Here is a 12,653-nt window from a genome sequence, read left to right as displayed (position 1 = left end):
AGCAGATTTACCGTGAATCTGCTGGCCACATTTACACGACGGCTTGAGCTATCTGGCCATTCGTTCCTGCCTACCATAGGCATCAGTTTCCCACAATCAGGCGTCTGCCTTGAATTTCTTGCATTGTCCCAAGAACTGCTTTGGATTTTTGTAGAGGATTTGTTCGATCAATTCGGATGAGTGACCGCGCCGGCGCATTTCCAAGGCGGCATAGGGTACCGCCAGCGGGACGCTCACGCCCCAGTCGCAGGCACTATTCATCCACAGACGTTCCGTGCCGTGCATCTCTATAATGTCGGCGGCGCGCGCGGCTGTGCATTTCGACTCCGGGTACAAGGTCATGCCAGCCCAGAATCCGACGTCCAAAACCAATTGCACCGTATGCTCTTCCACGTGGTCAATGATGACCCGTTCCGGTTGAATGCGGCGGTCGTTCTTGAGGACATCCAGAATGAGTCGGGTGCCTTTGAGTTTATCCTCCAGATGGGGGGTATGCACGAGGATCAGTTGCTGATGGCGGGCGGCCAAGTCCACATGCTGTTCCAGCACCTTGAGTTCATTACGGGAATTCTTGTTGAGTCCGATCTCGCCAATGCCCAACACATTGGGGCGGTCGAGAAACTGTGGAATGATGCCCAGCACTTCCTCCGCCAGTTTCGTATCCTCGGATTCCTTGGGGTTGATGCAGAGCCAGGAATAATGCGTCAGACCAAACTTGGCGGCGCGCTTCGGCTCGTAATCGGTCAACTGACAAAAGTAATCATAAAATCCTTGTGCCGAACTGCGGTCAAAACCGGCCCAGAACGCCGGTTCGCACACAGCGACGCATCCGGCGGCGGCAAGATCACGATAATCATCCGTGGTCCGGCTGACCATGTGGGCGTGTGGTTCGATGTATTTCATACGCGTGATTTTCTGTCGTATGCACCGCAGGCCGACTTGATGGTCGCCTTGGGATTGGGGGCAGCCGTGGGATCGCTCAAGGCCAGCAACACGCGTTTGGCCCGTTGCGGTTTTCGTTCATGGAGAATCTTCATGGCGCGTTGCAGGGAACGCAGCCGGAAGTCTGCCGTGCCTTCCGCACGATCCACGCGATCGAGGAACGCGGCCAGATCAATCAATTTACTGCGGGCCTCCAGGAAGTAGAGGTCCAGTATCTGCTGTCGTTTCATAGGGTGAAATTCAGCGTGGCGGTTGGGATCACACGTTTTCCGGCACCACAAACGGTTTGCGATATTCCCGCGTGAGCAGGCGGTCGGCGTCCGGATTATTCACAAACTTTTCTTTCTCCGCGTCGAAGGCCAGTTTGGGGCCCACCCAGAGAGTTGCTTTTTCCGGATCCACGCCGATGGCTTTGGTGTTTTCCAGCAGGGTCATGACGCTGTCGCCCACGATGGCGTTATCGCTGAAATCTTTCGGCTTTTCAAACGGACGCTCTTTGGCCAGGCGATAGGAAATATTGCCCAGGTGGCAGAGCGCGCTCGAGAGGTGGCCTTGCAGGATGTCCGCCACCTGCTCCTCGCGTTTGCGGCTGCGGATGCATTTCAGGAAGTTGCCAAAGATGCCGTCCTCCGAGCCTTCATCGGAATCAACCTTGTCGAGTTTCTCGCCTTCGCCCTTCCCCTTCAGGAAGAACTTGCCGTCCTTGAGCACACCTTCCTCGAAGTAGAGCTCGTTCTTTACGGTGGCCTTATAGGTGACGTCCTTCGCTTGCGCGTCACCGCCGATGTCGGGCGCCTTGGCTTCCGACTCGCCCTTGGGCGCCTTGCCGACGAGGCCGCGGGTCTCGAACAACACCAGCACGCCGCCAAAATCATGGATGGAAACGAGCATGTTCGGCGTCTGGCCCTGGTCCTTGAAATCAGGCGTGTTCACATAGCGCCCGCCCAGGCTGACGACGCTCTTCGGCAGCGTCACGCCGGCCGCCCAGCGGGCCACATCCATCTCATGCACGCCCTGGTTGCCGATGTCGCCGCAGCCAAAGTCCCAGAACCAATGCCAATTATAATGGACGATGTTTTTATGGAACGGCTGTTTCGGAGCCGGGCCCAGCCACAGGTCAAAGTCCAGGCTGGCCGGGGGTTCTTCAATCGGCTTGAAACCGATGGACCAGCGGGGCTTGCAGCAATATCCTTTGGAGACGAGCAGACGCCCGTACTTGCCGCTCTTAACAATCACCGCCAGTTGGCTGGCGCTGCTGGCGCGTTTCTGGGTTCCGTGCTGGACGATGCGATTGTATTTGCGGGCGGCCTCGACGCATTTGCGGCCCTCAAACACATTATGGCTGCACGGTTTCTCGACATACACATCCTTGCCGGCCTGGCAGGCGTTGATGGTGATCAGCGAATGGGTGTGATTCGTGGTGGCGATGGACACGGCATCCACCTCCTTGCTTTCCAGCAATTTCCGGTAATCCTGGAACTGCTGCACACCCGGCAAGGTTTTGGCCCGTCCCGCCAACACATCGAGGTCCACATCGCACAACGCGGCCAAGCGCACCCCTTTGAGTTTTTTATATTCGCTGATATGGCCCACCCCGCGGCCATGCACGCCGATGACCGCCACGCGGACATCCTCATTGGCGCCATTCACCTGGGCCCAGGAACGTGGCGACAGCGCAGACATGGTGGCGACCACGGAAGTGGTTTTCAGAAAACTCCGGCGCGAGAACAAGGTATTCGTTTTCATAAGCTGAATGGACTAACTGTGGGGCTGGTTCGCACAAAGATCAAACGAAATTTTTGACTGTGTGAATGCTAGCCATTTTGCATTTTTCTCAACAATGCGCGGCACACTGCCCTAATATTGATTTTCCCCGAGGGCGCGTCTTTTTGGCTAGAATAACCTTGATGACACGCGGTTTTCGTGTCCCATAATTGGCATGGCCAATAACATGTTGTCGCGGTGTTTTAGGTTATGCCTCCTGGCGATGATCGCACTTCTGGGAATACAGGTCCATGCCGCCACGGCTCGGCAAATTCCCGTGGCTGTTCAGAAAGATATAGTCATTGTGGGCGGGGGCGTTGGGGCAGTGTCTGCCGCAGTTGAGGCGAGCCGCAACGGGGCATCCGTTTTCCTGGTTGCGCCCAGAACCTACTTGGGTGAAGACATGGCAGGCACCATGCGTTTGTGGTTGGAACCTGGAGAAATACCTGCCACGGATTTGGCACGGGAAATTTATGCCAATCCGGATTTAGCCGCCAAACCGAGCTTGCCGTTCACCTATCAGGCCGATCAACCCTTCAATAGCAGGCACAAGGATACCTCGCCACCCTCAAAACTAAACAGCGGGTGCCCGGTTCAAAGTGCCGTCACCGATTGTGTGCAGTATGATACTAACGTCGTCATTACTGCTGATCTGAAAAACGCCGTGGAGATCAAGGCGGCGGAGGTTTTGATTTTTAACCGGGCAATGGTTTTTCAGGCGTTCAGCATTGCCACGGCAATCAGCGACGACGGCAAACAATGGAAAGAACTGGAGTTGGTGCGTCCGCATAATTTGGGTGACTTGGTTTCTGTTCCTATCCCCATCCATGCCAAAGCCCGCTATGTTCGTTTCAACATCAAACGCGCGCCCAGCGCGGAGCGCCTCTTGATTGGCGCGATTCGTTTTTTGTCAGCCCAACCAGCCCCTGTGGCAGGCGATACCAATGGGGTGCTTGCTCCCATGCACGTGAAAAAAACGCTCGAAAATGCGCTGCGCGACGCCAAGGTGGATTATCTGTACGGCTGTTTTGCCACGGATTTAATCGTGGATAAGGATAATAAACCGGCTGGCATCGTCATGGCTAATCGCGCCGGACGTCAAGCGGTGCTCGCCAAGGTGATCATTGATGCTTCGGAACAGGCGATGGTGGCGCGAATGGCCGGAAGCGCGTTCGGCGAATTTACCCCCGGAAAACAAACGCTCCAATGGGTCGTCATCGCTGATAAAACCAACTTGCACAAAGGAATAGCAGCGCGCCGGATGCCTTTCCCGGTGACGATTCGAGACATGAAGGGGGATAAAAATACGGGGGGGACAGCCGCTTGGATTGAATATACCCTGCACTTGGATTTGCCTGATGAAACCTGGAACAGTCGTGCCAGGCTGGAACAACTCGTCCGTGATCAAACCTTTGATTCAACTCAACTCTACGCTGCTGACGTGCCGTTTCTGGTGCCGTCTTGTGGAATTAAATCCGTGAAAGCGGCTCTGGATAATGCGGTGGCGGGCACCGTGCCGTTGGAAGCGTGCCGGCCTGCAAATGTGGAACGGGTATGGGTGCTGGGTGGGTGCCTGGATGCTGCCCGGAGTGTCGTGACGAAACTGTTGCGCCCGGCGGCCATGATGGAACTGGGCGCGCGCGTGGGCGTGGCGGCGGCGCACGAGGCTAAAAATCTGGCTGCGCCAACTGACGTGAAAGTACTAACGGCTGCCAGTCCCGACCATGATGGAGGCGATGTCAAAGAGGTGTTGGATGGGTTGCGCCCGTTACCATTAGTCCCGCATGTGTTCGAAGCGGCTCGGTCATTACCTGTGTTTGGACGGTATGACGTGGTGGTTATTGGTGGCGGCACGGCTGGGGCAGCCGCCGGGATTGGCGCGGCACGGCAAGGCGCCAAGACGCTGGTTGTCGAGTATCTGCACGGCTTGGGCGGGGTGGGCACCTTGGGCATGATTGGAAAATTCTGGTATGGCAACCGCGTCGGTTTCACCGCTAGTGTACCGCAATACCCCACGGAGATCCGCATGGAATTCCTCCGCCAGGAATTACGCAAAGCCGGGGCGGATATCTGGTTTGGCACAATGGGCGAAGGCGCGTTGGTGGAGGGGAACCGCGTTACGGGTGTGGCGGTGGTGACACCGTATGGGCGTGGGTTGGTACTTGCCAAAACCGTGATTGACGGTACCGGTAATGCCGACATTGCTGCTCCGGCGGGTGCGCAAACCCGCTTTGTGGAAGATCACTTTGCTTTGCAGAATTCCCATATGCCACCGCGGGAAGTCGGTGCTTATTACATTAATGGTGAACTGTTGCCGGTGGATGTGGCCGATCCGCTTGATGTGCGGCAGGCCTTGGCGCAGCGCAAGGAGAACTTTTTTGATCGTGGGCAACTGGTGGATTCACGCGAGCGCCGTCGCATTGTGGGTGACTTCACGCTGGATTGGGTGGATCAAATTAATCAGCGTACGTTTCCGGACAGCATTGTTTATGCGCAAAGCGATTACGACAGTCATGGTTACCAGATTCATCCGTTTTTCATGCTTCGCCCCGCCCGTCCGCCGGGTGATAGCCGCTATCAGTATCACAGCTATGTGCCGTACCGGTGTCTGTTGCCAAAAGGGGTGGAGGGAATGCTGGTGGTGGGGATTGCCCTGAGTGTGCATCGGGATGCCCTGCCCATTGTGCGAATGCAACCGGACCAGCAAAATCTCGGTTACGCTGCCGGGGTGGCCGCCGCCATGGCTGCCAGAAAGAATATCACGCCCCGTTTGGTGGATGTGAAAGCCTTGCAACGGCATCTGGTGGAGGTGGGCAATCTTTCTGCTAGTGTTCTCAATGAACATGATTCTTTTCCGATTCCCGCCCGAGAAATTGCTGAGGCGGTCAAACTGGTGACCAAGGATTATCAAGGCCTTGAAATCCTCATGGCCCAGCCACAGGAGTCGCTCCCCCAGTTACGGCGGGCTCATGACACGGCGTTAGGTGCGGACAAGTTGACGTATGCCCAAACTCTGGGAGTGATGGGTGACGCGTATGGCGTGGAAACACTGCTCAAGGAGGCAAACCGCTGTCTTACCGAGAGGGACTTTTCCAAGCACGGGGCCAAGGATAATCTGGAACCTGTGGTCCAGTTGCTGTGGGCGTTGGGCGGAACCGGTGATCGGCGGAGCATCCCTGTGCTTGCTGCCTTCTCAAAAGAGGCGGCCCGGATGAGTTTCCCGCGGTTCCGGGCAATTGCCGTTTCGTTGGGGAAGATCGGCGATCCAGCCGCTGCGCCAACGCTTGCGAGTATGGTGAAATCCCGCAATAACTCCGGAGATACCGGCGAGTTGATGGCCGTGTGCGCCCTTTACCGTTGTGGTGATCAGGATGGATTGGCGCGCCGCAAACTGGAACATTTTGTCACGGGGGTAAACGGACCATTTTCGCGTCTAGCCTGGCAGGTATTGCAAAGCAAACCGTGAAGTGCGCTGGCGACTGGAGTGTGGATTACTTGAACATCAGGCCCAGCCCATTTTTTGTCAGCAGAGAACCTTCACCGTAGGCTAATTGCACCAGGGCTTTATTGTAGTCGGTGGCGGTTTGGACTTCCACCTGGCGCGCCAGCGTCAGGTCTTGTTGCAATTTCTGGATGACATATTGGGTGGAGGCGCCGACTTCGAGTTTCTTGTTCTCCATTTCCAAGGCGGATTGCGCGTATTCGCGCGCCTTGCGGGTCGCGGGAATGCGTTTGAGCGTGGTTTGTATCAAGCTGCCGGCAATGTCCACTTCGGCGAGGATGACTTGTTCGGCTTTCTTGATTTCCAGTGCCGCCAGCTTCCGCGCGGCTTGGGCCGCCTGATAATTACCGCGCCCGGCTCGGTTTCCAATCGGCAGGCTGACCACGAGCCCGTAATGGTACGCGGGGTATTTAATCTCCCACAAATCGCCATATGCGCGATCGGCTTCGGAAGTTTTGCCGCGCGCGCCGACTCCACCAATCAGATCGGCTGCCGGCAAGAGTTGATTCTTTTGGAAGCGTACCAGAATATCTTTTTTTTCGGACTCCAACCGTAGTTGCAATAGGTCAGGACGCGTGGTCATCGCCTGTTGCCAGCTAAATTCCCGGTCGTACTGGTGCGGCACCACCAGCATGGAATCCGCAGCAGTCAGCGCCACATCTGCCAGCGATTTAAAGTCGTCGGTGATCAACGTCTTGAGCCGGTTTTGCGCGCTTGCCAAGGTTTGTTGCGCCAAGATCAAGTCGCCCTCGATGGTGGCCACATGCGCTTCCGCCCGGGCCACATCCAGTGGCGTCGCCTTGCCGGCGTCCAGTTGTTTCCGGCCAAGGTCCAGCATGGTTTTGGCCAAGGCCAGGGCGTGTTCCTGCACCCGGGCCAAGTCCTGCGCTCCGGCCAGATCATAATACGCCAATTCCACTTGGGTGGCGGTGTTGAGTAATTGCATTTGCAGCGCGAGTTCCGAGATTTTTAAGTTCTTTCGGCTGACCAGAATGACTTGGCGCGCCTGGTCCATGAGAAAATTGCGCAGCAGGGGTTGGGTCAGGTTCAAGCTTAAGGTACTCTCATAGTCATTTGTGGTGCGCTGGTTGTTCGGGAAACGGGAAGGGGGGGTGAAATCGGTTTGGTACCGATAATGACTGAAAACGTGCGCCAGTTCATAGCGTGTGCCATACGGCAAAGCTCCAGTCAGCCCCAGCGCGAGCGAATCGCTCGTTTGTTTGTATTCTTCATTCGGCCCGATTTTATTAGGGTCCGTTTCCTGAGGCATGGTAACATGATTCTGACCGGCTTTAAATCCGAGCACTGGATCATACGCTCCCAGCGCGGCCTCGGATTGCCAGTAAGCGATACTGGGGGCCAGCCGTTGAATGCGCACATCCCAATTATTTTGCAAGGCCATTTTCAGACACTCGGCCATCGTGATGGCGCGTGGCGCGGGTGGCGACGCGAGCGCGGATAACACGCCCAGAAACCAGCCAAAGAAAAACAGTGGTGAATATTTCATAAGCAGTTTCATTTAAGGTCTATCTTCAGGGAATGGCGTTCCAGAATGCTGCCTTCATGATAAGCCAGCCGGGATTGCGATTCCCGATATTCGCGCCGGGAGCGTGCCACTGCGGCTTGGGCAGCAGCCAGGTCCCGTTCAGCCTGGATCAGAAAGAACATGGTGCTGGCTCCATTTTCGTATTTGAATTGCTCCATTTTCAGCGCCCTTTCAGCGTATTGTCGCGCCTGCCGCACCGTTTCCATATGGTGCCATTCCCGCTGCACCCGGGCGGCATCTTCGCTGATTTGGGCTAGAATTTGCTGCTCCAACCGTTTGCTCTGCCGGCGGGCCTGCTCGGAAAGTTCCAAGCTCTCATGGTAGCGGTTTTTTGCGGCACGATTATCGAGGGTGAGCGAAAGCGAAACGCCGAAACCAAACGTCGGTTCATTATGGCGCGCATGGTCTGCCAGACTCTGGCCCAATTTATCCGCGACCGTGCGGGAGCCCAAACCGCCGGATAATTCCAAGTCCGGGTACGTTTGATTCCGGCGGTATCGCACCTCAATGTCCTGGCGTTGCTCACGCAAGTAACTATGCTGCAAATCGGGGCGCAACCGTAGGGCACGTTGCCAACTTGCGTCTCGATCCGGCGGCAGGGCTTCTTCGGGAATGCTGTTCACAGGTTTTATTCGAATCCCTGCCATCGAGGATAAGTCGTCCGTGAGCAACAGTTTAAACGATTCACTGTTAGTGACGGCACGTTGCTGAAACAGAAACACCTCGGCTTCGGTCGTGGCCGCTTGTGCTTCGGCCATTTCCACGTCGTTTATGGTTGCCTTGCCGGCATCCAGGCGGCTGCGCGCCAGCTTGGCGAGGGTGCGCGCTCGCTCGGTACTTTCCTCGGCGATTCGCAACCGCTCATGCAGGTACAATAATTCGACAAACGACCGTTCCACTTCGGCCACCGACCGCATGATCTGCTGCTGCAAGGCCGTTTCGCTCATTTGCAAGGTTTTGCGGTTAACTTGGATGGCGCGCCGGATTGGATCAATGGCGAAATTCCGGAGCAGCGGCTGCCGCAGAGTAAGTGCCGCCACCGACGTATAATAGCTGCTGTTGCGGACATTGCCAGGAAAGGTGGTCAGGAACGGAAACCAAGTAATCCCGTCCACCCGGCGCGTGCTGGCGGTCAAGTCATACCGTGTTCCGGTTGGCAACAAGCCGCCGAGACCGGCATCCACACCGCGTGATTGCCATTCATAAGCAGCCTGCGAGCCGTCTTTGCGTGGGCTAAAATCATCTGGAATATTCTCCAGTTCACTCAGGAACCCGACTCGCAACTGCGGGTTGTACGCGCCTTGGGAACTCTGCAACAAGCTACGGGTGACCTCATTTTGGCAGGCGGCGATCTGAACATCGAGGTTGCGCTTGATGCCGAGGTCAATGCACTCCGCCAGCTTGAACAGTTTCTCCGCTCCGGCGGACGCTGCCAAACTGGCTCCCAGCACCAGCAAGATTGCCTGCCGCAGTGGTTGTTTCGAGCACATGTCTGTGCTAAGTGGAACTTATTGTAACCCAATCGTCAAGCCAATGAAACAAAATCCGGGGAGGTCTTGTGGCACCGGGGAGCATGGAATCCGAAAACATAATGGCGATTGCGGGTTGCAATCGAGTTTGAACGCGGGGATGGGTAAGGAGCGGTTGCAGGGCTATTCCCGAGTGATGTTCAAGGACTTCTCCAAGGTGGCAGAGAAGGCACGCAGCTCCTCCATGATTTTGGGCGGTTGCTCGCCTAATGTGCCTGCCATCTGTCGGGCCATCTCCGGTTTGAAGCGAATCAGTTCAGAGGCCGCGACGATTAGGGATAGATTGTTATTAACGTTATGACGCAACGTGGAAAGCTTCTGGCTCAGGTCGGCGACCTGTTCCGGCGTCAATGTTACTGGCTGGCATGGTAAGCCCATGGCCGAAGAGTGCGTTAGTCCGGCTAAAAGCGCAAGGTTTTTAGATGAGTTTACGTATCAAATTTTATACCCGATCCATTCCGATAGACCGATTCACCTTGGAAACCGTTTGTTTCGCTGGTGACCGTTGGACGGAGGTCACGGACGAGTGGTGGCCACGGTTTGCGAGGTGCATCCGCTGATGGTCGTCTCGGCAGCGTCCCCTGCTTCATTCGTGTGATACCCCGTAGGCTTCAATCCCAGGTCTTTCAACATCTGCAAATCTTTTTCCACCGATTGGTTCAGTGTCGTCAGGTAGTTGCCCACCATCAAACCGCTGGCTCCAGCCATGAATACCATGCTTTGCAGGTCCCGTAAATTGACCGTGCGTCCGCCGGCCACCGAGATTTCCTTGTCCGGCAAAATAAAGCGGAAACACGCAATGGTTTTCAGTGCTTCCATGGGGGTGATGGGCGGTAGTTTTTCAAATGGCGTGCCGGGAATGGGATTCAAAATATTGACCGGGATATAGTCAACGCCTGCCTCGCGCAGATCCAGCGCCATGTCACAGCGATCTTCCCGGGTTTCGCCCATGCCGATGATGCCGCCCGAACAAAGTTTGATGCCCACCTGTTTCAAATGACGGAGCGTGGTCAACCGGTCGTCATAGGTATGGGTGGTACAGATGTTGGGGTAAAAGCGACGCGAACTCTCCAGGTTATGTCCGTAACATTCGAGACCAGCCGCTTTTAAACGATCCGCTACACGCTGGCTGTTGATCATGCCCAGCGAAGCATCGGCGCGCACCTTGCCGCCTTGGGCCAGTTCGCGTACCCGGTCGCAGACTTCGTCCAACATCGCACCCTCGGTCAGACCTTTCCACGCGGCTACCAGGCCCAAGGCGGTTACCTGGTGTTCGTGCGCCTCGCTGGCTGCCTGCGCCACGGGTTCGGGTTCCACAAAGCCGTGGCGCGGCGATTCCGTCTGGTAGAAGGCGGATTGCGCGCAGAATTTGCAGTTTTCCGGGCAACCGCCGGCTTTGGCATTCACAATCGAGCATAAATGAATCTGGTTGCCCCGGAAGTGTTCCCGAATCCGGTTGGCCCACGACATCAAATCAATCATGTCCGCTGTGGATTCCAGGTTGATTAAAAACAAGGCTTCGGCGCGGTTGATTTGCCCGCCGTTTAATACGCGGCGTCCTAACGCCGAAAGTTGTGCTTGTGTGCCGTCAATCTGTTGTCCTGACATGGTTGACAATCTGCCATCCGCCGATTTTGTTGTCCAGAAATTCTTTTCCAGTTCCGGCCTGTCCCCGTGTGGCCGCGAGCATTGAAGATATGTTTGCCATGGCCTAATCTGTGTGCTATGGATTTTCCACCATGCAATTAAAGTTGTTGCGGCAGGTTCGGCACGGATTGGTGGCAGTGTTGTTTTTTGGCCTGGTCAGTGCGACCCGGGCCAATTTGGTGTTTAACTTGATTCCCCAGGCCGGTACTTCCCAGCAGGCGATTGATGGCTTTACCGCCGCCGGCAAGCTATGGTCCGATCAAATCGCCGACAATATTACCGTGAATATTCAGATCGGCTTTACCGATTTTAGCGACCCTCGCATTATCGGTTCCTCCGGCTCGGATTTTCGTGAATATGCGTATTCGGATGTGGTGGGCGCGCTGATGGCGCATCGCACCTCGGCGGATGATGTTTCCGCGTATGCCGCTCTGCAACCGGGCGACAGCTACAGTCGCTTGATTAATCACACCAGCAATAATCCAAACGGCCTCAACAGTGCCACGCCCTACTTGGACACGATGAATCGGGTGGGCATGACCACGGTCAACGCCAAGGCGCTTGGATTGCTGGCCCCCAGTTCGAGTCTGGATGCCGTCATCCAGTTTAATTCTTTGTATGCCTTTGATTTCAACCACGGCTCGACCATTACGCCGGGGATGATGGATTTTGTGGGAGCCGCCGCGCATGAAATCGGGCATTCCCTTGGATTTGTCAGCGGCGTGGATGATATAGATACTTTGGCTGGCGCTTATTCCGGCGATACGTTTAGTTCGAACCTGCTTGACCTGTTTCGTTATTCCACCCGCAGTCTGTCCTTTGGTCCGGGCATCACAGACTACACGGCGGATGATTTTCCCAAGTATTTTTCCGTGGATGGCGGCACCAATGCCATCGCCGCGTTCGCCAACGGGATCACCTATGGCGATGGGGATCAAGCTAGCCATTGGAAGAACAATGCCGGAGTGGGGATCATGAATCCCACCCTCAATTACGGAGACACCATGAACATCAGCACCAACGATTTGCGGGCCATGGATGTCCTCGGCTACCAGTTGGTGCCTGAACCGGGGCCAGTCTTATTGATCGGCGTGTTTGCCGGGGTCGGGTTCTTAATCCGGCGCGGTTCGCGTCAACCGGCGCGTAACAGCCGCTGATCAAAGTGGCGGCGCGGTCTTCGTCCCCCCGCCTTGCCGCCGCGCTTCCCAAACAACGGTCTTCAGTTTCCTGCCGCCTGGTTTCCTGCAAAATTCCCCGCGCCGTCCTATCCGGGGCCAATGGCGATCTTGGCCACCCCTGACCAGTCGCCGGTGGGTGCGTCCATGTCAATGAACCGGATCCGATACTCGCGGACTTCCGCCACGCCGGGGACCAGCAGCGGGCGTGTATCCAGAAACGGCGAACGGGTGTACGTGCCCAGCTTTTGCCACGGCCCGCCGTTCGTGCGGGACTCGATCAACACCCCCTGATGGCCAAACTTGACGAACGCGAGGCGGGCGGCTTGTTTTTTGATGCCGGCCACCACGGTGAGCTTCAGGGTGGGGACCGGATGCGCGGCGAAATTTCCCGGCGTCTCCACGCCCAAATCCAGCCCGATGGTTTTCGTGTAGGCCTTCGCCAGCTTGAGCTTGTGCACGAGGCCGAAAATCCGGTTCAGCGCGCCGGGCGGCACCGGCGTGACGTCCTTGGGCAGTTCCGGCACGGTGAGGACGGGCAGGGCGAC

General features: G+C 56.4%; 10 protein-coding genes. 2 read left to right on the top strand and 8 right to left on the bottom strand.

Annotated features, from left to right (window positions below; genetic code table 11):
- Positions 1-96: 96 nt before the first annotated feature.
- From WCO56_02505 to WCO56_02495, 3 genes are read right to left on the bottom strand one after another with little or no spacing between them, the layout of a single operon-like run.
- Entirely contained in the window at positions 97-903 is an 807-nt protein-coding gene (locus WCO56_02505; GenBank protein MEI7728408.1) for a TatD family hydrolase, read from the bottom strand.
- Positions 900-1,172 carry a hypothetical protein gene (locus WCO56_02500; protein MEI7728407.1) on the bottom strand — a complete coding sequence of 91 codons (273 nt, stop codon included), beginning with the start codon at positions 1,170-1,172 and terminating at the stop codon, positions 900-902. The genes WCO56_02505 and WCO56_02500 overlap by 4 nt, the downstream gene beginning before the upstream one ends.
- Positions 1,173-1,200: 28 nt before the next feature.
- Entirely contained in the window at positions 1,201-2,688 is a 1,488-nt protein-coding gene (locus WCO56_02495; GenBank protein ID MEI7728406.1) for a Gfo/Idh/MocA family oxidoreductase, read from the bottom strand.
- A gap of 295 nt (positions 2,689-2,983) precedes the next feature.
- Between WCO56_02495 and WCO56_02490 the strand changes: the two genes are divergently transcribed.
- A complete protein-coding gene (locus tag WCO56_02490) occupies positions 2,984-6,172 on the top strand; it encodes an FAD-dependent oxidoreductase (GenBank protein MEI7728405.1) in 3,189 nt (1,062 codons plus the stop codon).
- A gap of 25 nt (positions 6,173-6,197) precedes the next feature.
- On the opposite strand, the gene WCO56_02485 is transcribed toward WCO56_02490, so the two are convergent.
- The 4 genes from WCO56_02485 to bioB all read right to left on the bottom strand — a co-directional run bounded on the left by WCO56_02485 (position 6,198) and on the right by bioB (position 10,891).
- Entirely contained in the window at positions 6,198-7,715 is a 1,518-nt protein-coding gene (locus WCO56_02485) for a TolC family protein (GenBank protein ID MEI7728404.1), read from the bottom strand.
- Positions 7,716-7,723: 8 nt separating this feature from the next.
- A complete protein-coding gene (locus tag WCO56_02480) occupies positions 7,724-9,244 on the bottom strand; it encodes a TolC family protein (GenBank protein MEI7728403.1) in 1,521 nt (506 codons plus the stop codon).
- Between the two features lie 162 nt (positions 9,245-9,406).
- Positions 9,407-9,661 carry a hypothetical protein gene (locus WCO56_02475; GenBank protein ID MEI7728402.1) on the bottom strand — a complete coding sequence of 85 codons (255 nt, stop codon included), beginning with the start codon at positions 9,659-9,661 and terminating at the stop codon, positions 9,407-9,409.
- A gap of 138 nt (positions 9,662-9,799) precedes the next feature.
- Positions 9,800-10,891 (bottom strand): biotin synthase BioB, encoded by a 1,092-nt coding sequence (gene bioB, locus WCO56_02470; protein MEI7728401.1) that lies wholly within the window; start codon positions 10,889-10,891, stop codon positions 9,800-9,802.
- A 131-nt stretch (positions 10,892-11,022) separates the two neighbouring features.
- On the opposite strand from bioB, the gene WCO56_02465 reads away from it, so the two are divergent.
- Positions 11,023-12,087 (top strand): NF038122 family metalloprotease, encoded by a 1,065-nt coding sequence (locus WCO56_02465; protein MEI7728400.1) that lies wholly within the window; start codon positions 11,023-11,025, stop codon positions 12,085-12,087.
- Positions 12,088-12,194: 107 nt separating this feature from the next.
- Here WCO56_02465 and WCO56_02460 read toward each other — a convergent pair.
- On the bottom strand, positions 12,195-12,653 hold a 459-nt coding region (locus WCO56_02460; GenBank protein ID MEI7728399.1), incomplete at its 5' end, for a hypothetical protein.

This window comes from Verrucomicrobiota bacterium (genome assembly GCA_037139415.1).
Classification (GTDB): Bacteria; Verrucomicrobiota; Verrucomicrobiia; order Limisphaerales; family Fontisphaeraceae; genus JBAXGN01.
Note: the sequence above shows the minus strand (reverse complement) of the source record. Positions and strands in the feature narration are given on the sequence as shown.

What these genes read in the sequence shown, in the direction of transcription:
- WCO56_02495 (MEI7728406.1), bottom strand. Translation starts at nt 2,688, where the DNA reads ATGAAAACGAATACCTTGTTCTCGCGCCGGAGTTTTCTGAAAACCACT.
- bioB (MEI7728401.1), bottom strand. Translation starts at nt 10,891, where the DNA reads ATGTCAGGACAACAGATTGACGGCACACAAGCACAACTTTCGGCGTTA.
- WCO56_02505 (MEI7728408.1), bottom strand. Translation starts at nt 903, where the DNA reads ATGAAATACATCGAACCACACGCCCACATGGTCAGCCGGACCACGGAT.
- WCO56_02480 (MEI7728403.1), bottom strand. Translation starts at nt 9,244, where the DNA reads ATGTGCTCGAAACAACCACTGCGGCAGGCAATCTTGCTGGTGCTGGGA.
- WCO56_02475 (MEI7728402.1), bottom strand. Translation starts at nt 9,661, where the DNA reads ATGGGCTTACCATGCCAGCCAGTAACATTGACGCCGGAACAGGTCGCC.
- WCO56_02465 (MEI7728400.1), top strand. Translation starts at nt 11,023, where the DNA reads ATGCAATTAAAGTTGTTGCGGCAGGTTCGGCACGGATTGGTGGCAGTG.
- WCO56_02500 (MEI7728407.1), bottom strand. Translation starts at nt 1,172, where the DNA reads ATGAAACGACAGCAGATACTGGACCTCTACTTCCTGGAGGCCCGCAGT.
- WCO56_02485 (MEI7728404.1), bottom strand. Translation starts at nt 7,715, where the DNA reads ATGAAATATTCACCACTGTTTTTCTTTGGCTGGTTTCTGGGCGTGTTA.